At 34.5% G+C, this 25,601-nt stretch carries 22 protein-coding genes; 19 read left to right on the top strand and 3 right to left on the bottom strand.

Annotation, left to right across the window (positions count from 1 at the left end; translation table 11 throughout):
• Window positions 1–6 precede the first annotated feature (6 nt).
• The 19 genes from BMW61_RS12055 (at window position 7) to BMW61_RS12145 (ending at window position 21,219) form a co-directional block, all read left to right on the top strand.
• The gene (locus BMW61_RS12055; RefSeq protein WP_091822236.1) at window positions 7–717 is read left to right on the top strand and encodes a Wzz/FepE/Etk N-terminal domain-containing protein; all 711 of its coding nucleotides are present in this window, start codon (window positions 7–9) and stop codon (window positions 715–717) included.
• An 11-nt stretch (window positions 718–728) separates the two neighbouring features.
• A complete protein-coding gene (locus BMW61_RS12060) occupies window positions 729–1,445 on the top strand; it encodes a CpsD/CapB family tyrosine-protein kinase (RefSeq protein ID WP_091822239.1) in 717 nt (238 codons plus the stop codon).
• Entirely contained in the window at window positions 1,381–2,544 is a 1,164-nt protein-coding gene (locus tag BMW61_RS12065; RefSeq protein ID WP_175475181.1) for a COG1361 family protein, read from the top strand. The genes BMW61_RS12060 and BMW61_RS12065 overlap by 65 nt, the downstream gene beginning before the upstream one ends.
• Before the next feature lie 70 nt (window positions 2,545–2,614).
• The gene (locus BMW61_RS12070; protein ID WP_091822244.1) at window positions 2,615–4,711 is read left to right on the top strand and encodes a glycosyltransferase; all 2,097 of its coding nucleotides are present in this window, start codon (window positions 2,615–2,617) and stop codon (window positions 4,709–4,711) included.
• A gap of 4 nt (window positions 4,712–4,715) precedes the next feature.
• Window positions 4,716–5,768 carry a glycosyltransferase family A protein gene (locus BMW61_RS12075; RefSeq protein WP_091822247.1) on the top strand — a complete coding sequence of 351 codons (1,053 nt, stop codon included), beginning with the start codon at window positions 4,716–4,718 and terminating at the stop codon, window positions 5,766–5,768.
• Between the two features lie 31 nt (window positions 5,769–5,799).
• A complete protein-coding gene (locus BMW61_RS12080) occupies window positions 5,800–6,750 on the top strand; it encodes a glycosyltransferase family 2 protein (RefSeq protein ID WP_175475182.1) in 951 nt (316 codons plus the stop codon).
• A gap of 11 nt (window positions 6,751–6,761) precedes the next feature.
• Window positions 6,762–7,793: a glycosyltransferase family 2 protein gene (locus BMW61_RS12085; RefSeq protein WP_091822252.1), complete on the top strand. Its 1,032-nt coding sequence runs from the start codon at window positions 6,762–6,764 to the stop codon at window positions 7,791–7,793.
• A 14-nt stretch (window positions 7,794–7,807) separates the two neighbouring features.
• Window positions 7,808–8,551, top strand: a complete 744-nt coding sequence (locus BMW61_RS12090; protein ID WP_091822255.1) for a WbqC family protein — start codon at window positions 7,808–7,810, stop codon at window positions 8,549–8,551.
• Window positions 8,552–8,579: 28 nt separating this feature from the next.
• Window positions 8,580–9,656 (top strand): glycosyltransferase family 2 protein, encoded by a 1,077-nt coding sequence (locus tag BMW61_RS12095; RefSeq protein ID WP_091822257.1) that lies wholly within the window; start codon window positions 8,580–8,582, stop codon window positions 9,654–9,656.
• Window positions 9,657–9,722: 66 nt separating this feature from the next.
• Window positions 9,723–11,573, top strand: coding sequence for a glycosyltransferase (locus tag BMW61_RS12100; RefSeq protein WP_175475183.1), 1,851 nt, complete (start codon window positions 9,723–9,725; stop codon window positions 11,571–11,573).
• Window positions 11,574–11,581: 8 nt separating this feature from the next.
• Complete coding sequence (locus BMW61_RS12105; RefSeq protein ID WP_091822263.1) at window positions 11,582–12,544, top strand: glycosyltransferase family 2 protein; 963 nt, start codon at window positions 11,582–11,584, stop codon at window positions 12,542–12,544.
• A 151-nt stretch (window positions 12,545–12,695) separates the two neighbouring features.
• Complete coding sequence (locus BMW61_RS12110) at window positions 12,696–13,952, top strand: ATP-binding protein (RefSeq protein ID WP_091822266.1); 1,257 nt, start codon at window positions 12,696–12,698, stop codon at window positions 13,950–13,952.
• A gap of 18 nt (window positions 13,953–13,970) precedes the next feature.
• Entirely contained in the window at window positions 13,971–15,107 is a 1,137-nt protein-coding gene (locus BMW61_RS12115) for a DegT/DnrJ/EryC1/StrS family aminotransferase (protein ID WP_091822268.1), read from the top strand.
• Window positions 15,108–15,146: 39 nt separating this feature from the next.
• The gene (locus tag BMW61_RS12120; RefSeq protein ID WP_091822271.1) at window positions 15,147–16,892 is read left to right on the top strand and encodes an ABC transporter ATP-binding protein; all 1,746 of its coding nucleotides are present in this window, start codon (window positions 15,147–15,149) and stop codon (window positions 16,890–16,892) included.
• Between the two features lie 45 nt (window positions 16,893–16,937).
• The gene (locus BMW61_RS12125) at window positions 16,938–17,903 is read left to right on the top strand and encodes a glycosyltransferase (RefSeq protein WP_175475184.1); all 966 of its coding nucleotides are present in this window, start codon (window positions 16,938–16,940) and stop codon (window positions 17,901–17,903) included.
• Window positions 17,896–18,132 carry an acyl carrier protein gene (locus BMW61_RS12130; protein WP_091822277.1) on the top strand — a complete coding sequence of 79 codons (237 nt, stop codon included), beginning with the start codon at window positions 17,896–17,898 and terminating at the stop codon, window positions 18,130–18,132. The genes BMW61_RS12125 and BMW61_RS12130 overlap by 8 nt, the downstream gene beginning before the upstream one ends.
• A gap of 54 nt (window positions 18,133–18,186) precedes the next feature.
• On the top strand, window positions 18,187–19,155 hold the full coding sequence (locus tag BMW61_RS12135; protein WP_091822280.1) for an NAD-dependent epimerase/dehydratase family protein: 969 nt from the start codon (window positions 18,187–18,189) through the stop codon (window positions 19,153–19,155).
• Between the two features lie 49 nt (window positions 19,156–19,204).
• Window positions 19,205–19,804 (top strand): acyltransferase, encoded by a 600-nt coding sequence (locus tag BMW61_RS12140; protein WP_091822283.1) that lies wholly within the window; start codon window positions 19,205–19,207, stop codon window positions 19,802–19,804.
• Window positions 19,804–21,219, top strand: a complete 1,416-nt coding sequence (locus BMW61_RS12145) for a class I adenylate-forming enzyme family protein (RefSeq protein ID WP_091822285.1) — start codon at window positions 19,804–19,806, stop codon at window positions 21,217–21,219. Before BMW61_RS12140 ends, BMW61_RS12145 begins: the two co-directional genes overlap by 1 nt.
• A gap of 23 nt (window positions 21,220–21,242) precedes the next feature.
• On the opposite strand, the gene BMW61_RS12150 is transcribed toward BMW61_RS12145, so the two are convergent.
• The 3 genes from BMW61_RS12150 to BMW61_RS12160 form a co-directional block, all read right to left on the bottom strand.
• Entirely contained in the window at window positions 21,243–22,364 is a 1,122-nt protein-coding gene (locus BMW61_RS12150) for an acyltransferase family protein (RefSeq protein WP_091822288.1), read from the bottom strand.
• A 49-nt stretch (window positions 22,365–22,413) separates the two neighbouring features.
• Complete coding sequence (locus tag BMW61_RS12155) at window positions 22,414–23,931, bottom strand: hypothetical protein (protein ID WP_091822291.1); 1,518 nt, start codon at window positions 23,929–23,931, stop codon at window positions 22,414–22,416.
• Window positions 23,932–23,998: 67 nt separating this feature from the next.
• Window positions 23,999–25,537 carry a hypothetical protein gene (locus BMW61_RS12160; protein ID WP_091822294.1) on the bottom strand — a complete coding sequence of 513 codons (1,539 nt, stop codon included), beginning with the start codon at window positions 25,535–25,537 and terminating at the stop codon, window positions 23,999–24,001.
• Between the last annotated feature and the right edge of the window lie 64 nt (window positions 25,538–25,601).

The raw sequence follows: 25,601 nt of genomic DNA on the forward strand, positions 1-25,601 counted from the left end.
ATTATTATGTATAGGAACGAAATAGAGATTGATGTTTTTAGGTGCATTAACGCTCTTATTAAAAATATTAAGTTTATTTTGGTTATAACAGCACTTTTTCTATTTATAGGAATTGGTCTTACTTTAGATAAGGGAAGTGATAAATATGGAGCCAGTGCTACGGTATATGCTTCGGCAGATAATTCATATTCAGATGCAGCTAATGCTGTTACGGCGATGAATGCATATATGGATGTGGCTAAGTCTCATAAAGTATGCCAGAGAGCTGCTCTTATATTAGGAAGAAGTGATGTAGAAACTTCTGATATTCAAAATAGTATTTATGTTTCTTCCTCTGCTGAATCGGGGTCTTCAGCTGCTGCTTTAGCTAGAGCAAATTCAGCAACAATTATTTCGTTTAATGCAACAACTACTGATGCTAATCTTTCAATGGAAATGGCAAATGCCATGGCACAGGCATATATGATTGAAATGAATAATATTTTGCATAATGATTCAATTAAGATATTGGATAATGCATATAGTTACTATACAGCTCATAATGCATTTCGAGCAGCGCTTAAGAAAAGAATCCAATTTATGATTATAGGCTTTGCATTAGCATGTATGCTGGTTGTTTTTTCTGATATATTTGATAGTAAAGTTCGTACTGTACGTGAGGCTACGATTCGAGATAATCTTCCTATTATCGGAATTATTCCGGACTATAAGGAATAAGAGGTGTGACATTGAGACGATTAGAAATATATAAAAATGATAATTCTATTTTGAATGATGCTTTTGATCAAGCTGTAATGAATCTCCACATATTGAAAAAGCAAAATAATTACAAAAGCTTTGTTGTTTGTGGTTGTGAAGCAGGGAACGGTGCTACAACGGTAGCAATTAATTTAGCCGCTGCTCTTGCAAGTTCCGGGTGGGATACTGTTCTTATTGATGGAGATATGAGAAAGAAGAACAGATATAAGAGATTAAATGAGAATGCAAAGGAAGGTCTTTCGGATCATCTTTTGAATAGGGAAAATCTAAACAGAGTAATATATCCGACTACAACAGATAATCTTTCATATATACCTTGTGGAGAATTAATAGACAATCCGGTAAGACTTCTTTGCTCACAAAAAATGAATGATGTAAGGAAAGAACTGGAGAGCAGATTTGATTTCATAATATATGATATGCCCGCAATTAATGCCGCTATGGATGCGGAAGTTATTGCTGTGAACTCTGATGCAGTAATACTGGTTTCGGCAATGGGAGATACCAGCAAGAAGGCTCTAATAGCTGCAGCTAATGCGTTAAATGAGGTAAAAGCAAACCTCATTGGGACAATAATTAACAAAGCGGATATGAAGCAATATACTTCATATCATGAGGACTATGATTACTTCCTTAATGAAAGATATGTTAAGAAGAATACAAGGGATAAGAAGAGAAAGAGATAAGGACTTAACAATGATTAAACATACTGAAATGAAGGCATTTGTATTATGTCTAAGCACAGTTGTATTTCTTAGTGCTAACATAAAAATATCCGTGAATGCTACAGGAGCTGGGATTCAGCTTGGTACTGATATTGCTGAGGAGGTTGTACCTCATCCTGATCAAAACAATGGAATTGCTCAGGATGACTTAAACGCAGATTCAACACAGAATATCAATACTGAAAATGGAGAAGTGGCTGAAGCACAGACTGCAGAAGATGATAATTCGCTTTCACAGACAGAAGATGAACTTAATGGCGATTCAAATGTAGCATACATTGAAGTAAAAGAATATTCTATTGATGATGGTTTATTAGAACCGGGTAGTGATATTACAATTGATCTTACCATTCATAATGTAAGTTCTATGGCACGAGCAGAGAGTTTGGTTATGACTGTCTCAAGTGATTCAGGTATGATTTATCCCAAATATGGAACTGATAATCAGATTTTTGTCGGAACTGTTCTTCCTGATGAAACAAAAACTATATCGATTCCAGTGACAGTTAGTAATAAATTCGAAGGGGATGCGGCGGATTTTACATGTTCATTTAATTATATTAGTCTTGATAGACAGATCAGTAATTCATCAACAATGGTAATTACCTCTTCAAGTGGAAAAAGCTTGGTGGTTAAAAGTTTAGATATTAGTACACATGCAATACTAAATGGTAAATCTCTTCTGAACATTAATTATTCAAATAAGTCCAACGGAAATATCACGGATGCAGAACTGTTGATTGAAGGTAACGTATCAGATGATAGTAAAAAGATAAAATTGGACACAGCGTATGCCGGAAAAAGCTATAATAAGGATTACAATGTTACATTTATAGAAGCGGGTACGCAGGACGTTAAAGTTAAACTTGTATATACAGATATTACTGGAGAACGAATGCAGACTGATTTAGGGTCTTTTAACATTATTGTTAGCCCTGAAGCTACATCCGCTACTGTTAGCAAGACCAATACAATACTATTATGGTGCGGCCGTGCATTAGCAGGTATTGCATTTGTTATTGCATTATTTACAGTTTTTTTACACTTAAAAAAAAGATAACTGATGAGTTGATTGGGGGTCACTTTTTATTTTGTTTATAAATTAAAAGGTGGCCCTTTTAGGTTGTTATATGAGTAAAATAGCGATTATTACCCCTTGCTTACTTCCTGTTCCTGCGATAAAAGGCGGTGCAGTTGAGCGTTTGATTACCGGAATTATTGATGATAATGAGAAGTATAATAAATTTGATATAGACCTTTACTGCATCAGTGACAAGAACACTAATGAATTTGCTTTTAACAAAACACATATAATAAATGTATATAATGATGGGGTTGATAAGTATATAGATAAATTCACGGATTCTTTGTATAGGAGAATCCCCAATGTCAGTTCAAAAAGACTTTTAGATAAGCAGATAATTAAGTGCTTTTCTGCCAGATTACAACAGCTTGATGGAATATATGACGCGATAGTAGTGCAAAATGTTATGTCCACAGCGCTCGAAATTGTTGAATTTTGTCAGGGTAAATATGAAATACCTATATATTTCCATATGCACAACTGTGTAGATGTTTACAGAAGTCCATATTATGTAAAAAAGTTAGTTCAAAATGGGGTCCAATTTATTGCTGTAAGTGAATATATTAAAAAAGAAATACTTGAGTGTGACAGAAATGCTGTAGTTCATGTTTTATATAACGGTGTCAGTCTAAAAAATGTTCAAAAGAAGGATGTTGGTGAAGATGCTGCAAGGAAATTCTTATACTCGGGGAGAATCATTCCGGGTAAAGGAGTAAAAGAACTTGTTTTAGCATTTGGTAATTTTCTGGATAAGTTAAATTTGGAAGAAAAAAGGGAATATCGGCTTGATATTATTGGATTCTCAGATAGTTTGACATTGTATGAGCGGCAGGTAATGAATATTGCCCAAAAGTATAGTGAAAACATTTGTTGTTTAAAAAAGATATCGGCAGATGCAATCCTTGAGAAATATTATGATTATGATGTTATTGTTATGCCTACAAAGGGGATGGAGCCATTTGGATTGGTTGCCCTGGAAACAATATCAAGAGGAATACCGCTTATTACAACGAATTCTGGAGCGTTACCTGAAATTGTAGGAGCTGGCGCTGAAATAGTAGATAAAAGTAATAATTTTGTAGATAATCTTGAGAAATCAATATGGAGATTATCACATGACAATAACCTAAAGAAAGATATTGCTGAAAAAGGATTTGCCAGGGCAAGAGAAATAGATGATTTTAATTTAGATAAGTATTACTCGAATTTCATTAGTATTATAAATAAAGAGAATGACACAGGTGTTATTTCTATAATAGTTCCGGTATATAATGTTGAAAAATATCTTGATAGATGTGTTGATTCTATCGAAAAACAGATTTATCGGAATTTGGAAGTAATTCTTGTTGATGATGGATCCACAGATTCATCAGGAGATATCTGTGATAAATATGCTAAACTGGATCCCAGAATAAAAGTAATACATCAAGAAAACCAAGGACTTTCCGCAGCTCGTAATTCAGGGTTGGAAATAGCTAAAGGAGAATTAGTATTCTTTCTTGATAGCGATGATTACATAGAACCTGAAACAATAGAAAGTATGGCCCAAAAAATGGTCAAAGATCATGCTGATATTGTTGCATGTGGAATTAAGCTGACAGGTGATAAAAATGAGATTTTTACGTCTTCTGAGTGTGGAATGTGGAGTGGGCATGAAGCGGTTATTCAAATGATGAGAACTAACAACGTTTGTAGTGTTGCCTGGAATAAGCTTTATAAAAGAAATTTGTTTAACTCCATCCGGTTTCCTGCTGGTATGCTTCATGAGGACGAAGCGACAACATATAAATTGTTGTATAAAGCAAAACTTGTATCATATACGCCAGAGACATTTTATTGCTATTTCCAACGTAGCAATGGGATTATGGGCGAAAAAATAAGTGAAAGAAGCAGACATTTTATTAAAGCAATACAGGAAAGGATTGCATTCTTTGATGAACAGGATGAAAAAGACCTTGTTCAGCATAGTCGCATTACACTGCTGGATGGAATTAAATATGCATATAGAAATGAAAAAGATGTAAAAAGGAAAAAAGAGTTACTGAAAATGTATCAAAGTAATATCGGCTTTGGTAATGCTCCGGAAGTTATGGGCGTTAGAAAAGCAAGTGCATTATTACTTTGGAAGTATTTAAGATATTAAAACCATGAATGAAGAAAAGTTAGTTTCTGTTGTTGTTCCTACTCATAATGGGGAACGTTATATAAAATACAGTATTGAATCCATAATAAATCAGACATATAAGAATTTGGAAGTGATAATCATTGATGATGGTTCTACCGATTCTGTAAACAAGATTTGCCGGGGATATGCAGATAAGGACAAGCGTATTAAGCTTATTACTACCGATAATAAGGGGGTTTCAGCAGCTCGTAACAGAGGAATCGCTGAGGCTAATGGTGATTACCTGATTTTTTCAGATGATGATGATTATCTTGAATATGAGTTGGTTGAAAAATATATAGAAGCTCATGAACAGTGGCATGATAAGAATGTTGCGTTCATCACTTGCGGTATGTTCATTCAAAATGAATATAACAAAAGAGTTGGTGATAGAATCAGTATTCTTGAACAAGGAAGAGGATATATAAAGGGAGAGAACTATCTTCTGACAAGAAATTCTGCAGCAACACTTGCATGGCTTAAAATATTTAATTTTATTACGAATAAATGCTACGATCTTAAGAAGATTAAGGAAAATTCAGTATTATTTGACAAAAGTGTCAGTGTTGCGGAGGACTTAAAATTCAACCTGGATTATCTTGAAGTTTGTGATGGAAACATAGGAATGGTAAATATGCCTCTGTATCATTATATAAAGAGGAAAAATGATGGATTGTCGTTAAAATATCATTCAGATGATCTTGATAATACAAAAGAAATATATAGGCAGTTCATGGAGTGGGAAAAAAAGCAGCCTGGCGTGACGGAGGATAATCTGAACGTTCTTAAGTCATTATATATTCAAGACTGGACTAACAGACTTACGGCAATATACCAAATGCATAAGGGGGAATCGCCATTTTCATGTGCTAAACGAAGTCTGAACAGAGAACTAAGGAGCAGAGAATTTAGAACTATGCTTCATGAGGTACGTAAAGCTAAGAAAATTCGTATGTTTAGATATATGTGTCTTAGAACAGGCAATTACGAAGTTTTTTATTTCTTCCGCGCGTTTTATCAGCTTTTGAAAGGATGAATAGTGTCTTTCGATAGAGGGAGTAGTTATTTTGGAAATCAATCAAGAAAAACTGGTATCAATAATTATACCTGTTTACAATGTTGAAAAATATTTTAATGAATGTATAGAGTCTGTTGTTAAGCAGTCATATAGGAACATTGAGATAATAATAATTGAGGACGGATCTTCTGATTCAAGCGTAAGTATATGTGATAATTGGGCAGAAAACGACTCCAGAATCACTGTGATACATCAGGAGCATAAAGGGGTTTCCGGAGCCAGAAATGTGGGATTGGATAGAGCAAAAGGAGACTATATCTGCTTTGTGGATTCAGATGATTATGTGACAGATAACTATATTGAAGACTTTGTTCGCAAAATCGAAGAAGTCGGATCGGATATTGTTTTTTGCGATATAAATACGACAAGATTGCCGAAACCTATTTATAGTATGCAGTCTGATCAGGTTTTTTCTGCTGATGAATTCAGACGTTTCCTATATAATCCATTTTCACGAGAATATGTTGAAATGGTTGTTATTTGGAATAAAATTTATAAACGCAGGCTCTTTGATAATTTAAGGTTTGAAGAAAACAAAATTCATGAGGACGAAATCCTGATGAATAATTTTTTTTATACCGTTTCTCAAATGGGGTATTTGGCGGCGAAAAATTATTTTTACAGATATAACCGCGATGGTATTACCGGTGAAAACAATGCTTATAAAACGCAACATATAAATGCTGTCGAGGCCTATGAAGATAGGATTGATATTGCAATCAAACATAATGATCGAGAAATGGCTGAGGCAACATTAAAGTGGACTTTTCTTAAGATTATAGACTTTTATAAAAATGGTAATGAAGATATGAAGAAAATGGCTAAAGAAAAATATGTTGATATTTTTTCCAAGTACTCATATCTGCTCAATGCAAAACGTTATATAAAATATCGCTTATTTATGATTAGCCCTGTAGCTTTCTGCAAGCTTTTTGGTTGAAAAAAGTAATTATGAAATTTGATGATAAGCAGTTAGTATCTGTAGTGATACCAGCATACAATGTTGAAAAGTATATAGAAGAATGCATAGAATCTGTGTGCCATCAGACATATAAAAATCTGAATATTGTTATTATTGATGACGGATCTACAGATTTTACCGGAAAAATATGTGACAAAATGGCAGAAACCGACTCGAGAATTGTGGTGGTTCATCAAGCTAATGGCGGACTTTCAGCTGCAAGGAATGTTGGAATAGAAAAATCAAACGGAGATTTCATCTGTTTTATTGATGGGGACGATGTACTGGATTTAGAGTTTGTTGAACGCCTTTTAGATGCGATAAACAAATATAATTTGGATATTGCCTTTTGCAGTTATAAAAGGTTTTGGGATAATATAGTGGCTTCTGATGATGAGGAGAATGCTGGTTTTACTGAATATACAAAAGACGAGATGCTTTCCATACTTTCAGATGTCCGGAATGAAGACAGAGAATTGGCTACTATAGTTTGCAATAAATTATATAAGAAAAGAATTTTTGAAGACTTAAGATTTATTCTTGGGAGAATACATGAAGACGAATTTATTATCCATAAGCTTGTGGGACAATGTAATAAAATTGGATATGTGAAGTTTGATGGATACTATTATCGTACGAGAACAGATAGTATAACGGGTAGTTGGAAAAATTATAGTCTTAAGCATTTAGATGTGATTGATGCGTATGCAAACAGATTAAAGTATATAAAATCAATTGGCAATAATGCACTAATTAAGAAGATGACTTTTTCAATGTGTGAAATTGTTTTGATGGAATACTTTTCGATTTGGGAAAATGGAAATCTAAACGCAGTTGTTCCTGATACAGGCATAACTATAGATAAATATTTAAGAAAGTATATGAAAGGGGTAGTACTGGAAAGATTAGCATATCTTACCCCAAGGTTAATTCATAAATATATATACTTTACTATTTCGCCGGTCTCTTTTTATAAAAAATTCTGGCATAGAGATATTTCAAAAAAACAAATAGACCAATAATTTTGGAGGGAAACATGATACTTGGAATTCATCAGCCTTATTTTTTTCCGTATATAGGCTATTGGCAGCTTATGAATGCAGTTGATGAATATGTAATAGCTGATAATTTAAATTATATGAAGCAGGGCTATATAAATAGAAATCAGATTCTGATTAACGGAGAAGCACAGTATTTTAGATTGCCTGTGCATAAGCCATCACAGAATAAATTGATCAATGAAACAGAGATTGCATTTGATGAGAATGAATATAATAAAATGCTAGAAACTCTGAGAAGCGCTTATGCTAAAGCTCCCAAATTCGAAAAAACATACGAGCACATAAAGGGCATTCTTGAATTCGGTCTTACAGATGAAGGGAAGAATATTGCTGTTTTCTTGGAAAATGCAATCAGGAAAACTGCTGTAGAGCTTGGAATTACTACTCCGATTTATCTGGCTTCGAAAGATGTTATTTTGGATGGTACATATAAAAGAGAACATTATGTAGTAGAGTCCTGCAAGAACAGAGGTGCGACAGAGTATTATAACGCGATAGGCGGCAATAAGCTTTACTGTCAGAAGTTTTTCCGGGAGAATGGGCTGGGGCTTAAGTTTGTCAAGACAAACAGTGATGTTAGTTATAGACAGTATGAGGGGAAAGAATTTGTCCCGAATCTTTCAATAATAGATATTATGATGTTTTGCTCAAAGGACCAGATTGCGGAACTATTGACAGAATTCTCCCTTGAAGAGGGCTATGAAAGTTTTGATGAGTAAACCCCAATAATAGTTTTAGGAAATAGAAATGGTATCAGTTATTATTCCTGCATATAATGCTGAAAAATACATAGAAAAGTGTTTGGAGTCTGTTTGTGATCAGACATATAAAGATTTGCAGATAATAGTTGTTGATGATGGTTCAAAAGATAACACGTTGCAGCTGATTAAACAAAAAGAACAGAACGATTCCAGAATTACGGTAATTCAAAAGGCCAATGGCGGTGTGTCGTCTGCCAGAAATATGGCACTTAGTCTTGCAAAAGGCGAATACGTCTTTTTTCTTGATGCTGATGACATGATTGAGCTTGAGGCTTTGGAAACTCTCGTAAGTTATGCCGGGGACAAAAATGCGGATTTTGTATCATGCCAGTATTCTAGGTGGGATGATACCGGAAAAAGGCTTGATGATTTTAATTTTCTCTCAGGCGAATTTGAGCTATCCTCAGATGGAGCGCGAATGGACTTCGTAACAGGCAAACTATTGCCTTATCATGTAGGATATGAAGTTTGGGACAAACTCTATAAGAATGAAATCATTAGGAACAATAAACTATTGTTTTCTGAAGAGTGTAAGATAGGCGAAGATTTAGCTTTTAATATTAAGTATCTTATATGTGCGGTAAAGGTAGTTTGTGTTCCGGATAGATGTATCAGATATGTGATTCATGAGGATTCGGCAATGGGTGGTCTTAATGATTTTTCTAAAAAAATCAATGAGTCTGTTCTGGTGCTTGAGGATATTTGGCAATATGCAAGTGATACAGAGAACAAAGAGGTTATAGACTCTTTTCCATTAGTTTGTACTAAGGTGTTGGAGAATACATATTATGATAAAACACCGGAAGAAGTTGTTGAGGCCTATAAAAATGTATCAGAAAAGAAGTTTGTAATAGATAGATATAAAGACGTAAAACGAAGTAAAGATTCTGTATTAAAGAGCTATAGTGATGGAATTGGAAAACTAAAATACAGATTCCACATGTATGTTCTGGCCGGAATGCAGGGATTTCCGTGGCCGGATCGATTAAAAATGACATTATATGACATTTATAGAAAAGTAAGACACAGGCAAATCCTTAAAGAGTGGAAAATGACCTATTAAGGTTGAAAGAGAAGTTTTAAAATGAAAAAACATGCGTATCTCATTATGGCGCACAACGAATTTCATATGCTTCGAAAGCTCCTTACAGAGCTTGATGATGAAAGAAATGACATTTTTCTTCATATAGATAAGAAAACGCAATTTGTTGATCAAAATGAAATAACTTCATGGGTACATTATTCAAATGTGTTTTTTGTTAAGAGGAGGAAGGTGTTTTGGGGAACATACAGCATAGTTGAATGCGAACTGGAAATGCTCGCAGCTGCTGTTAAAGGTAATTATCATTATTATCATCTTATTTCAGGGACAGATTTTCCGCTAAAGAGTCAGGATTTTATTCATGATTATCTGGAAGAAGAAGATAGTGAGTTTATAGATTTCCATAAAGAAGGGGATAAAGGTGATCTCTTTTTATATAAAATAAAGTATTATTATCCTCTTTTGCGCTACGTTGGAAAAGGCGAATTTAACGGCGTTGGAAAAAGACAGGATTTTCTGAGATTCCTTAAAAAGCAACAATGGAAATTATTGGAGTGTCAGAAAAAAATTGGAATAGACAGAATAAAAAAGTACAGAAATGTATCTTTTTATAAGGGAAACCAGTGGTTTAGTATTACTCACGATTTTGCCGAGTATATTCTTTCCTGTAAGAAAATGATAAAAAAGATGTATCGTTTTTCGAATGGTCCGGACGAAATAGTTGTTCCTACCATTGCGTTAAATAGCCAATATGCCGGTAGGGTTAAAAAAAAGAGCTTACGTCTTATTGATTGGGAAAGAGGGACTCCTTACAGCTTTATTAATTCAGATTTTGATGAGTTGACAAATTCTCAAGCTTTTTTTGCGAGAAAGATTTCTTATGATGAAGAACCGCTGCTGGTCAATAGATTAGCAAGGAAAATACATGACAATAAGAAACTCGAAAAAAAACCATTAGTAAGTATTGTTGTTCCGTGCTATAATGTTGAAGAATTTTTGCCTAAATGTGTAGAATCACTAATTGGTCAGACATACATTAATACAGAAATTATCTTAATCGATGATGGATCTACGGATAGAACCGGTGAAATAGCAAAGCAATTTGCAGATGAGCATAATAACATTTACTATTACCATCGTGGAAACGGAGGCCTTTCTGCAGCCAGAAATACGGGAATAGATATTGCAAAAGGTAATTATATAGCATTTGTCGATTCGGATGATTGGGTTGATTGCAATTATATAAGTAAATTATATGCAGCAATCAGTGACAGCGATGCGGATATCTCTGTTTGTGGATATCACAAGGAAGAAGGGGAAAGTGGTATAGTATCGTTTGATAAAACTGATGTCATATCACCCAAAAGAGCGATGATGATTTTGGGGGATATATATCCCAAAGAGAATGTACTTCTTGTTATTGCTTGGAATAAATTGTACAAAACATCATTGTTTTCGGATTTGAGGTACACAGAGGGAAGGATTCATGAAGATGAGTTCATAGCTCATAGAATTCTTGGAAAAGCTGATTCAATTGCAGTAATTACAGATACGCTCTATCACTACCGAATACGTGAGGGAAGTATTACAGCTACTGATAATGGGCAAAATATTAAACATCTTGATTTGTTGGATGCTTTTAATGATAGAATTAGCTACTCAAAATGCATGTTATATGGAGATACACTCATTTACATGCTTTATACCTTTGTGGAGGGGATGAAGATATTGATGCTCAAGTATTCAGATGAGGCGATTAAAAATAATAAGATATTGGATTCTTTCAGATCTAAGTCTTTTGAAATATTGTTTTCTAATTATGCATTTTTGAATAAGTATCTAAAGATTGAATTATTGAGAAGTATATTGAAAACAAAAAAATATAGAGATGTTGTTATTCGAAACAACAATGAATATGAGTTAACAGAGGGAAAATGATATATTAGATGGGTGAAAATAGAATGAAAGTAAGTGTGGTTGTTGCAACATATAACCAGGAAAAATATATCGGTCATACATTGGAAAGTATTGTATCACAGAAGACTGATTTTTCTTATGAAGTGCTTGTCGGCGATGATTGTTCGACAGATGGAACAACAAAGATAGTAGAAACGTACGCTGAAAAATATCCGGGAATAGTGATTCCATATATTAGAAAGAAAAATCTAGGTATGTATGCAAATCTTCCGGAGCTTATGACACATGCGAAGGGAGAATACATTGCTCTCATAGAGGGAGATGACTATTGGATTGATGAAAAGAAACTTCAGAAACAAGTAGATTTTCTTGATGCTAATAAAGACTATATTGCTTGTTTTGGACAGTGCATAATTGTAGACGAGAATGATGTCCGCCATCCGGAACGAGAGGAATACAGTCCGTACATAAAGGAGAAAAGGGAATACACCATAAAAGATTTTGAAAAATACGTTTTTCCCGGACAGACTGCGACGGCTATGTATAGGAGCTCAGGTTATGGGATGCTTCAAAAAAAGGTTATAGATGCTAAGATAGATCCCAAAATGATGGTGGATGTAGCGCAGGTTCTATGTATGTTATCGGTTGGTAGAATGTATAATCTTGGGGAAGATTTTGCTGCTTACCGATATGTTTTAAATGAAAACAGTGGTTCATGGTCATCAAAAAATGATGGATATGGAGTTAACCAGGTTATCAATTACTTAGATGGTTTGAAGAATTTAGAACAAGTTGCTACTGCTCTTGGGATGCAGCTGGATTTTGATGACAGACGAACTTATGAGCTGAACAAATTAAATGATAATATTGGTATTTTCTCTAGAGAGGATACTTATAGAATAAGGCAGAGAATAAAGGAGGATTATAACTCAAAGCAAAAGTATTATAAAGCATGTTTAAAAAATGTCTTTAAAGGGCGGAGAAGAACATAACTGCAAAAACAATTAAAAATTCGGGGGATAATTGTGGCAGGCAACATGTTTGATTTATTAGAGGGGGCTTAAATACGCAAATTGAGCTTAATTTATTAAGTATTCCAATTTGGAACTATATATTTTTATTTTAGTAGAGGAGAACATTGGTATGGAAAAATTGTTATTCTTGGGAAACAACTGTCATGTAGATGAGATGATTAAACATGCGAAGGAGAGAGGCGTATACACAATTGTTACGGATAACCTTCCTGTTGAGAAGTCACCTGAAAAGGGTATGGCTGATGAAGCATGGGATATCAGCGTAGTTGACATTGATGCACTTGAGAAGAAGTGCAGAGAAGAAGGCGTAACAGCAGTTCTTGCAGGTGCGGGAGAGACCTGCATAGAGGCTAACAAGGAACTTTGTAAGAGACTTGGTCTTCATTTTTATGCAGAAGATGAGACATTGGCAATCGTAAATGACAAGGCTGAATTCAAGAAAGTCTGCGCTGAGTGCGGAATGGAAGTTCCTATGGATTATAAGCTTGATATTGAGCTTAAAAAAGAGGATATTAAGAAGATTAAGTATCCTGTAGTTGTAAAGCCTGTTGATGGTTGCTCAAGTATTGGCCTTCATATCTGCTACAATGAGCAGGAACTTATTGAGGGCTATAAGGATGCTTATGAGAAGTCTGATAAACATAAGGTTGTTGTTGAGGAGTACATTGAGGGAGAACTTGCAGGCTACATCGTTGTTGTAAAAAATGGTGTTTGTGAGCTTGCCGGCTGCGGCGATGATGTAAAAGAATATCGCAATGGCCAGAGAAGAGTATTTGGATTCCTTCCTTCAAAGCATATAAAGCTTTTTGAAAGCTACAAACCCAATATTGATAAAATGCTTACAAAGATCGGCTGTAAGGAAGGTATTTGTGGTCTCCAGTTTTTAACTGATAGTAAGAGATTTGCAATTATAGAGATGAACTACAGACTTCCGGGTGGAAAGTATCCTTTCGAAGATCTTCTTTGCAATACTATGCTTGATACAGTTCTCGAGGAAAAGAAGAACCAGCCTTGCAATGCAAAAGCTGCTATGCAGATGTATTCATACGCATTCTGGCTCAATCCCGGAACAATCAAAGAGATAAAGGGAATTGACAAGATTAAGGAACAGATTCCCGGAATACAGATTCAGCAGGTTAAGCAGGTGGGACATGTTGTTGAACCTGATACAGCTATGCGCATGATTTTTGGATTTATTCTGTTCTCGTGCAAGAGTGAAGACTATGACAAATGTCTTAATATAATTAACAGTAATTTAGAAGTAATATCAGAGTCCGGTGAAAATATGACCTGTCCTTATGAATATGACCGCAAGGGTTATGCTGTAAAAACAGGTGATGTTGAGAGTGTTGGGCTCGCAGTGTAATAAAGTAAGAGGATAGCAATGAGCATTGGGAAATTCGTTGATAATAGAAAAGGCATATTTGTTACTAAGCCTTCTTTACCACCATTTGACGAATATGTGGAGTACTTAAGGGAGATATGGGATAGAGGAATCCTTACAAATATGGGACCGCTTCACGAGAAATTCAGGGAAAATCTTTCGGAATTTCTTGGCGTTGATATTTGCCTTCCAAGCTGCAATGGGCATATGGGGCTTGAACTTACTATTCAGGCATTTGAACTTCAAGGCGAGATTATTACGACTCCATATACCTTTGCATCCACAACACATGCCATTGTTCGTAACAGATGCACTCCTGTATTTTGTGATGTCAGGGAAGAAGACTGTACAATTGATACGGAAAAAATTGAAGAACTTATCAGTGATAAGACGGTTGCTATTGTTCCTGTTCATGTATATGGATTGCCTTGTAATGTTGATGAGATAGAAAGAATTGCAACGAAACATGGTCTTAGAGTAATATACGATGCTGCTCATGCTTTTGGAGTTAAAATTGGAGAGAGAGGCATAGCGTCATATGGTGATGCTTCTATGTTCTCTTTCCATGCAACGAAAGCATTTCATACTATTGAGGGAGGATGTGTAGCCCTTAGAGATGTAAAAAAAGCTATGCGATTATATCAGCTTGAAAATTTTGGAATCATGGGTGAGGAACAGGTTTCATTTACAGGAGCCAATGCTAAGATGAATGAGTTTGAGGCTGCAATGGGACTTTGTAATCTTTTGCATTTTTCTGAAAATATTGAGAAGAGAAAACGTGTTTACGAGCGTTACGAATCAAGATTTGCAGATTTGGACGGAGTAAGAATGCCTTCTCCTTATCGCGATGATATTACCAGAAATTATTCATATTTACCAATATTTATTGATAAAGATGTTTGTGGTATGAGTAGAGATGATGTTTATGCCTATCTTGCATTAAACAATATTTACTCCAGAAAGTATTTCTATCCGTTAACGAGTCAGTTTGACTGTTATAGAGATAAGGGGTATCGAGGTGATACTCCCATCGCTGAAAGATTATCAGAGCAGGTTCTTACACTTCCTATTTATGCTGATCTGGAACTTGAAAAGGTGGATCATATTTGCGATATGATAATAAACTTTTTGAAATAGGTTGTGCTTTGTTTGTGTTTGTTTTAGGAGTTTTTTGTAATGGTTTTACCCGTAAAAAAAGAGAAGTTACAGATTTTTCGGGATGTTTTTAAGTCATTCAGATGGTCTTTGGGTATATTAAAAGATTTTAGAATAAGGCTGTATCTTTATATTTTCATTTTATTCTTACATGCACTGTATGAGATTTTTTTGACAAGTCGGATCGGTAGTATTGTTGATCTTGCATTGCAGGATAATATGGAAAGTCTCATTACAAGAGGTAGTGCCTTAGTCTTATTTTATATTCTCAATATTATTATCAGTATTACCAGTAACAGGCTTGCAGCTCATAACTACAACGGAATGTATAATGAGTTGGAACTGAAGGTATATAGAAAAATAATGGATTCATCGTGGGAAGATTTGACGGAGTATCATTCGGGAGATCTTATTACCAGATTATCGTCGGACATTAAATGTGTGGCCGGTAATACAAGTGGTCTTGTCCCCACCATGATTTCAACTCTGTCTTTGATCGTTTTTTCTGGTATTTATATTATTTTACTCGACTTTACTATGGTACTTGTTGCGATTTTAGTAGTGCCTATAGTTGTTCTTGCCTCAAGAATTTATATGGGCAAGATATATCGATCCCAAAAAGAAATTAAAGAAGTAGAATCTCGTATAAATTCATACAATAAGGAAACCTTTAATAATATACAGGCAGTGAAGGCTTTTGGCCTTGGTGATATTTTTTACCAAAAAATGAATGATCTTGAAATTACCAGGAAAAATGCAGATTTAAGGTCAAACAAATATTCATTATGCTCATGGGGAATATCATTTTTGGTTGCAATAATCGGTGCTTGTATTTGCATAGGATGGATGTTCTACAGAGTACATTTAGGCGTAATCACTTTTGGTTCGTTGTCCATTATGGCCTTTTTGGCTATGAATGTAGGTCAATCAATGAAAAGCCTTCTTAATCTGATTCCAACAATTATGGAGTTTATGACTTCTGCTGAGCGTGTTAAAAGGCTTATGGAATTACCTGACGAAGAAGATTTTGTTGATGAAAGAATGAATGATTTTTCTGAAAAGATTAATAACGGTGTAGCTGTTAGTATCGAAGATATGTACTTCAAATATAAGAATGGCTATTCAGTATTTGAAGGTGCTTCTTTAGAGGCTAATCCCGGTGAAATAATTGCTCTTGTTGGACCTTCCGGTGAAGGGAAGACAACGATGCTTAGGATCATTCTCGGTATTGTAACTGCTTTAAAAGGAAAGGTCTTTGCTTCAAACGGTATTGACACCCTTAAACTTGGTAAACAGACAAGAGCACTCATATCGTATGTTCCCCAAGGGAATACTATGATGGCAGGAAGCATTTTGGAGAATATGAAGCTAGTGAAGGCGGATGCTACTGATGAGGAAATAAAGGAAGTACTTGAGACGGCATGTATTTATGAATTTATAGAAAATCTTCCTGATGGTTTGAACCATATGCTTGGTGAGAACGGACTTGGCTTTTCTGAAGGACAAAATCAGAGATTATCTATTGCCAGAGCTCTTCTTAAGGATGCACCAATACTTCTTCTGGACGAAGCAACATCAGCGCTGGACGTTGCTACAGAACGTAAGGTCCTTAATAATATTATGATAAAGGATCCTAAGAAGACTGTAATTCTTACTACTCATAGACCTACAGTTCTTACAATGTGCGACAGAGTATATAGAATAGCAAATAAAAAAGTATCAGTTATTGGTGAGAGCGATATTCAAACTCTTATGGATGAATTTTAAAATTCGAATTTATTCATAGATGTTATATTTTACATGGAAGTAAAAATGTCGGAACAAAATATTAAAGTCAGTATTGTTGTAGCAACATATAATCATGAGAAATACTTAAGGCATGCACTTGAAAGTATAATATCACAAGTTGTGAACTTTAAATATGAAGTTCTTATAGGTGAGGATTGCTCAACAGATCATACTGCTGAAATTGTAAGAGAATACTCAGATAAATATCCGGATATAATCATTCCATATATAAGAGAAATAAATTTGGGGATGACTGATAATTCCCTTGATCTTATTATGCGTACAAAGGGTGAATACATTGCTCTTCTTGAAGGCGATGATTATTGGACTGATAATGATAAATTGCAAAAGCAGGTAGATTTTTTGGATTCGCATCATGAATATGAGGCTTGCTTTGGCTTATGTGAAATAGTAGACCAGAATGAAGTGCGGCTACCGGATAGAGAGAAATATAGCGGTTTCATGAAACATGGGGGAGATTATACAGTTCAGGAATTCGAGGAATACCTTCTTCCCGGACAGACTGCTACTTCAATGTATAGGCAAAGTTCATTTACAGGCATCATTACGATGTTAACGCAATCAGGATATGATATGTCACGATTTATGGATCGTCACCTAGTATTGGCGATGCTAGCGAGAGGAAAATTATACAATTCGGGAGAGTATATTTCTGCATATAGATATGTTCTTGTTGAGGGCTCCGGATCATGGTCTTCACAAAATGATAATTATAGCAGTCAAAGCCTTTTAAATTATTTAGATGGACTTAAAGATATGGAATTGCTGGCAAAACAACTGGGATTAGTTATAAATTTTGATGCCAGAAGGAAGTATGAATGGGATAAGTACTGCAAGAATCGTTTGTCATTCAAAGAAAATGAGAGGCCATTGATTAAGAAAAAGATATTTGGGGACAGTAACAGTAAATGTGGTATGTTAATACACGTAATTAGAGTGTTTATTTCGAAAGGTTCTTTATATGAGTGAAGTATTTGATTTCATTGCAGATGTAATCGTAGACATAGCCGATATTGAAAAAGAGAATATAAAAGAGGATAGTGAATTGATTGATTCATTGGATTTGTCTTCTCTTGAGATTTTATCAATTATAGCCCGAATTGAAAAAGAATATTCAATAAAAATAGATGAAAATGAATTATTATCCATTACAACTATTAAGGACTTAGAAGATATAATTTCTTCAAAAAAGCAATAAGAGAGAATATATCTGTTTAACATGTAAGTTTTTGTATTAGCCAGGAGGAAAAGAGTGAAAAAAATACTTATTTTTGGTGTTTCCGGAAATATGGGCGGATATCTTGCTGAGTATTTCCTTCAGAACTGTAGTGATGAATATGAGATAATAGGTGTAGACCTGGTTGAACATCCAACAGTAAAGAAAATGATAAAAACAATAACAATGAACATCAATGATGAGGAAGAATACTCCAAGCTTCCCACTGAGGACGTATATGCAGTTATTGATATGATAGGTCCAATGTCGGCAAGAATGGTCGGATATAAGCCTATTGTATATGTTGAAACTAATGTACTGGGATCATACAAAATATTTGATTACGCTGTACGAGTTAATGCTGACAGAATTCTTTATGCAAAGAGCTTTATTGATATTGTAAAAAGAGGCGAAAAGCAGTTGGTATTGCATGTGGACGATGAGCCATATTTTGATTACGATAACTATCATTCAGTTTACTGTGTAACGCAGAATGCGACCAAAGAACTTCTTAGATGCGTACATGAATTTTACAAGATTAAGACATTTACATTCAGACTTCCGCATATTTATCTGTGGAATACAAATGATCAATATAGTGTAAAGGGCGTGCCTCATAAAATGATGCACAGAATCCTTATTGATCAGGCTACGGCAGGGGAAACAATAGAAGTTTGGGGGGATCCTACAAGACAAAAGGATATGGTATATGTTAAGGATCTTTGCCAGATGTTTTTTAAGGCTTGTTTTGTAGACAGAGAGACAGGATTTTATAATGTCGGTACAGGAATCGGAACACCGCTTCTTAAGCAGATTGAGGGAATGAGAGACGTTTTTGGAGGAGAAAAGAAATCAGAACTTGTTTTTTGTCCTGAAAAGCCGAATGCACCTCAATACATAATGGATATTAAAGAAGCTGTAGATGAGCTTGGCTATGAACCCAAGTATTCATATCTTGAAATGCTTGAAGATATGAAGAAAGAGCGTGCACTGGGAAGATTTTAATTATTTGTAACTGTAAAACTAAAAATATTATTTCTATGAGGGTGGAAAAATGAAAGAAGCACATATTGATGGAACTGACTTCATGGGTGAAAATCTGCGGGATAAGTTAGCATTTTGTGGTGAAAACGCAAGACTTTATCCTTTATGTAAGATGATTCATCCGGGAAATGCTGTACTAGAGGATAATTGCCAGTTATTTGATTTTGTATTTATCGATGCTGGTGAAAAACTGCGAATTGGAAAATATTCGACACTCACCTGGAATGTACTTATAGAAGGTGGTGCAAAGACAGATATAGGGCACAGGGTATTTCTCGGACCCGGTACGAAGGTGCTTACATCGACATATGAGTTCGATGGATATTATTCGATTGAACATCTTCCGGGAGACGCTGGTAAGATAAGATACGGCGATGTAATTATCGAAGATGATGCATATATAGGTGCCAATTGTACTATTTTGCCGGGGACTATTATTAGAGAAGGTGCCTTTGTGGGTGCAAATTCACTGGTTAAAGGTGAACTTGAGCCGTGGACTGTATATGTTGGAAGTCCTTGCAAAAAGATAAGGTTGAGAGAAAAACCTACATCCGAAAGAACTAAAATTGTAAATGCTATGAATTGGGAATCACATGTTCACGAGGAATAATGATGTATAAATTTCTTGATACGTTAAAAAAATACGAGGATGTTATTGCTTTCAGATTTTTGGATGAAGAGAATACATTCGAGATTAGCTATAAACAATATCTTGAAGATATTTGTTCCTGTGCCTTTAGGTTGGAGAGTGCTGTTGGGAATCTGAAGGGGAAACATATAGGAATTATTGGCGTTAATAGTTATGAATATGCAGTTATTATGGCTGCTACACTATTTAGCAGGGCAGTATTAGTTCCGATTAATTATCATGAAACTGACGATAATATTAAATATGTTATAGATAATTCGAGATTGGAAGTACTTATAGCCAATAATCCGAAGAAGTATGCTTGTGATTCAAATATTAAGTGTTTTGATTTTGATATCGCATTAAATCATGGTGATGGGCAGCAAAAGGATCTTCTTGATTTTTCTCAGGAAGAAGCAGACAATCTTTTGATGATTATTTATACATCCGGTACAACAAGTCTGTCAAAAGGTGTTTGTTTGTCTGTTCATAATATTTTTCATGAAGAGAAAATTCTTCTTCCTGAAAAATTTGTCAGGGAATATAATGCTGTTCCGGGATTTAAGGCTTATATAAATTTTCCTTTTTACCATATAGCTGGGATAATTGCCTGGATTGCATGTGCAGAGCATGGCTATACACTTATTCAAAGCGTTAAACCGCAGAACATTCTCAGTGATCTTATTGGGGAGGAAATTAGCGGTGCCGGAGTAATACCTGCTACTTTGAAGCTTTGGCTTAACTCTATAAGGAAAGGCCATATAGAGAGGCTGGGCGGAGTAAAATGTATTATTACTGCCGGAGCGCCGGTAAGTGCTGAGGATGTTAAAGAAATACAATCGCATGGAATAGCGTTTGGACAATATTATGGTATGACAGAAACCGGCGGCAACGTAACATATAATTTTGACATGGAAAAGCATATTGCCTCTGTGGGATGTGCCTATGATGATGTAGATATTAAGATTGTTGATGGTGAGATTTGTATAAAAAGTTCGGGCAATATGATGGGATATTATGAGAATGAAGAAGAAACCATGAATTGCCTTAAAGATGGAATGATTTATACTGGAGACCTTGGCTATCTTGATGATGATGGCTATTTGTATATCACCGGAAGAAAAAAGAATCTTATCATTTTATCCGGAGGAGAAAACGTAAGTCCCGAAGAACTTGAGAAACAATTATATAAAAATCCTCTTATTATCGAATGTAAAGTATTTGAGAAGAACGACAGAATATATGCCGGGATTAACTCAAGAGAGGAAGATCAGGAAAAAATAAGAACATACATTACAGAACTTAATAAGAAAATGCCTATTTATAAGAGAATTTATAAGATAGAATTTCAAGATAATGAATTTGAAAAGACAGCAAGCGGTAAGATCAAAAGATGATCGTACCGCTTGTTTTTGTTTTTTTATTTTTTTGACTTTGAAAAAGCGTTCTTTATATATATAAATAAAAATGTGACTGTTAAGACAAAAGGTATTCGTATGCCAATAATGATTGTGTTTCTTAAGGCCAGGCTTCCCTTCCACCAGTCATTTACAAACATATATTGTAGGTAACCGCCTATAGCAACCATTTCTATAGAGTGGATACATAGGATGTATAAAGAAAGTCTGCCGATTTTCCTGATAAATGACGATAAGAAACCTTCAAATCGGTTTAGTTGTAAAAATATTTTAATGACAATAATTCCAAGGATTCCATATACGATAATCGAAACAGGGCCGAGTGGATATTTGTCATTCGCCATATCAAAGAATGAACTTGTACCTATAATCATTACATATAAGACAATGGCAATGCCAACAAGGACTGTATAATAATTTTTGGAGATTGAAGAAATAAACAATTTGCGTTTTTTTGCATAGTATCCTATTCCCAAAAAGAAAACGGATATCAGGCCTTGTGACAGGGACCAGGGCATTGTACCAGCAAGACTCAATAGCCATCCAATAAAAGCAACCAAGAAGGATACTAAAAGGAGTCTATTGTCTTCAAAATAATTAGCCAAAAGATTGAAAACTATAATTGCAATGGCTAAAGCCAGAAGGAACCAGAGTGGGCCACAACAAATAAATCTAAAATCATTAATGTAAACATCTTTTGGAAAGCCAAATAAACCACCAAGGAAAACCATTATTGTTTGTTTAAGTGATGCCTTTATCCCTGAATATAGAAATAGATAGCTGAAAAAATGTATGACAGTAGCCAGAAACATTGATATAAAATACGGGATTAATAGAGTATGGAATTGTTTTCGGATACTCTTAATAAAAGGGGCTTTTCTAAAACCATATCCGCTTAAAATAAAAAATGCGGGCATGGCGGTTTCGGCAAAAATCTTAAGGATGAGCAATAAAAATAGAACGAATATATTGACTTGCTGCAACAACTCTTCTGAAAAAGTGTTCTCTCCGGAAATCTCTAATAAACCATAAGTATGACCTACCATTACAATAATCATTATGATTCCCTTAAGTAGATCAAACATTCCTAATGTATTTTTTGATATGTATTTCTGATTTTTCATATAAGTTATCCTTTTTATATTGTCCTGAGCAAGGCACTTTGATGTAAACTCACTTTACTAAGAGAGTGGAATATACTTTTTTCAGGTTATTCTCTAAGTCAAATTCACTAATCCCAAATTGTCCATTTTTAGCATGATCTGGCTTGAGCTCACTTATTGTAATGAGAGACTGCGTGATTTTGTGATTATATAATGCTTTGGATATATCACTACCGGCATAATCTGCAAGTGGCCAATTATAAATGACGTCATATGAAGGCACGATGAGTATCATTTCTTTGGATCCGCTGGCTTCTGCATCATGGAATTGGTTGATAATGTCATCAATAAGTGCTTCGCATTGTTGATATGAGATATTTGAATTATTGTAGGCAAAATATATTTTTCCGGGATGAATAAACAGAAGAATTATTGTTCCGGATAAAATTAAAAGTAGCCTTGCGTTTTTCTTATTTAGAATAATTAATTCATTCAGTGCAGCGATGAGTGCAATGAAAACGAAGAATAATATGTCTATTGCAATTTCTGCGCGATAAATATAATAAGGTTCTGCAGTTGCGCTTAGCAGCACAAGGTAAGATATGGACAAAACAAAATAAAGAATAGCTTTGAACGCTCTTTCTTTGAAACAATTACATTTTTTTGCCCACAATATGGCGGTTACTAATCCAAGAATGGTTATGAAAATATTCAAGGCGATTATGTTAACCAATGCATACAATAGCGTTATGGGGATATTTCCTAATGTGCTTTTTCCGATATTGCCGGCTCTACCACCTGTAGTTTCAATTATATTTGAGATAAACCAGCATATTATAAGTAGCAGATGCATAATGTTGCCGGAGCAATATTTTTTCAAATTAAACTGATTATTCTTTACTAAGTAGATGAGCCTCGAAAGTAACTCTGCGCCTAAATATGCAGCAAGTATTATTGAAGAGAACAGATTTGAAAAAATAGCAAAATATACCCAAACTAAAATAAGAATTTTGTGAGGAACAGAACTTTTTCTAAATAAATTATCCATGCCACCATAAGATATAGAGTGCATTACCAATGCGGCATTAAGAACTGCTGATAAAGTATAATTGTAAAAACAAGTAAGATCCTGAGACCAAATTAGAAAAATGTTGCTGTTTCCGCTGTGGATATATGTAATAAAATGTAAAATAATAAAAAGAAATCCATAACCAATACTTAATGGTAATGAGCAGAGCTTTTTTCTATAAAATAATAATGAAAACTCGACAAAATAAAGAGTTAATAATGCACTTCCAAAAAGACCATGAGCCAAAGTAAGAGAATAGCAGTAATTATGTATGATTGGATTAATGAATCGTACGCCCAAAAATGAAACTAAAGGCATAAAAGTTTCAGGAAAGACTTTTATTGGATTCCAATGGCCAATCATAGGTATGGGTTTACGGAACTGCCCAATATACAGCCAATCATCGGTGTCATAAACTACTAGAGGATTAATAGCTGTTAGAAAGAATAGTAGAAAAGAAAAAATAAATATAGAAAAAATAATATAGTAGAGAGTTGCATTTTTGTGTTTTGTAGTCATGAGTACCTCGTTTGCATAAGCGTGTTTTAAGACGTTATGCTATAAAAAATGTAATAATGTATGGATTTTAGACAGTATATATTCCTAGCTTTTCAGAAATGTAAAGGTAAATTAAATATGATTTTACATTTTTAGTCGGAAAATCATATTCAGGAATATTAAATTGCTGGTTTTTGTCTTTTGTCGGAATAGTCTCTTTTATATTGAGTTGGGAATGTATTACATGGTGTTTGTTTAATGTATATGCAATCCGTTCCCCTATATAATCTGAGAATGGCCAATTTCCATCATAGTCAAAATGCGGGACCAGTAAAGCTGTTTCATTTTCACTATCAGCATTTTGACATTGAGAAATCAAATCATTTGTCAGTTCTTCACATTGCTTGTACGAAAGATTTGAATAATTGTAAGAAACATAAAACTTCCCGGGATGTATAAAAACTAATAGTATTGTTCCTGCTAAAATGAGAAGCAGACGGGCATATTTTCTGCTTGTGGAAAGCAATTCACAAAAGCATGCCATAAGTGCAAGATAGACATAAAATAAAACAACTATGAATACGTCGGGCTTCATAATATAAGTAGGGTCTGACGAACTGCAAAGAAACAGTAAATATACAATTGATAAAGTAATATATAATATGAATTTTTGTACAGCGGGATTGGTAGCTCGTTGTTGCTTTATCCATATTATACCTACGGTAATTCCGAAAATAGTAATAAAAATATTCACGATGAATGTATTGAGAATTGCTAATAATATTGTGAAAGGAATTGTTCCTATTATGCTTTTGCCTATACTATCGGCTCTTCCGCCGGTAGTTTCGAGAATGTTGGCGATAAACCAGCTTATGATTACAATTAGACTAAGCCAATTGGCTTTACAGTATTTTTTTAAATCAAAGTTTTGGTTTTTGATTTCTGACATTAGAACTAATAACAACTCTGTACCAATATAAGCTGCCATTATTACAGATGAAAAAAGATTTGAATTAATAGCAAAATATATCCATATAAAAAGCAAAATTTTTTTAGGTAGATTGGAAACGACAAATAAAGCCTGTAAACCGCCATTTGACATGCAATGCATGACTAAAGAGGCATTTATAATAGCTGAAAGGGTATAGTAATAAAAACATGTAAGGTTTAGCGACCACAGTAAATAGTAATTATTGTTTCCGCTGTGAGTAAAAGCAAAAAAGTGCAATAAAATGAAAAGAATACCTATGCCTATGCTTAAATGTACTGAGGCCAACTTCTTTTTATATAAAAGCAGGGAAAACTCAACAAAATAAAAGGTAATAAGTATGCTTCCCAATATACTGTGTGCTATTGTTAATGAAAAATAATAATTATGGATTATGGGGTTGATAAAAAATGCACCGAAGGATGAAACCAAAGGCATGAATGTTTCGGGAAAAACACGGGTAGGATTCCACGCTCCTACCATAGGGAGCGGTATGCGAAACTGACCTATATACAACCAGTCATCAGCATCATATACAGTGAGAGGATTAATTTTAGTAAAGAAAAAAAACAGAGCAAAAAAAATGATTATCCCATAAATTATAAATATGTAATTTGATACTTTATTATTTTTGCTCATATAGCTGATATCCTTTCTCCCCATATCCTTAAAAAGTCTATAAGAAAAGTATAAGAAATACAAT

This window comes from Butyrivibrio sp. ob235 (assembly GCF_900109475.1).
Taxonomy (GTDB): Bacteria; Bacillota; Clostridia; order Lachnospirales; family Lachnospiraceae; genus Butyrivibrio.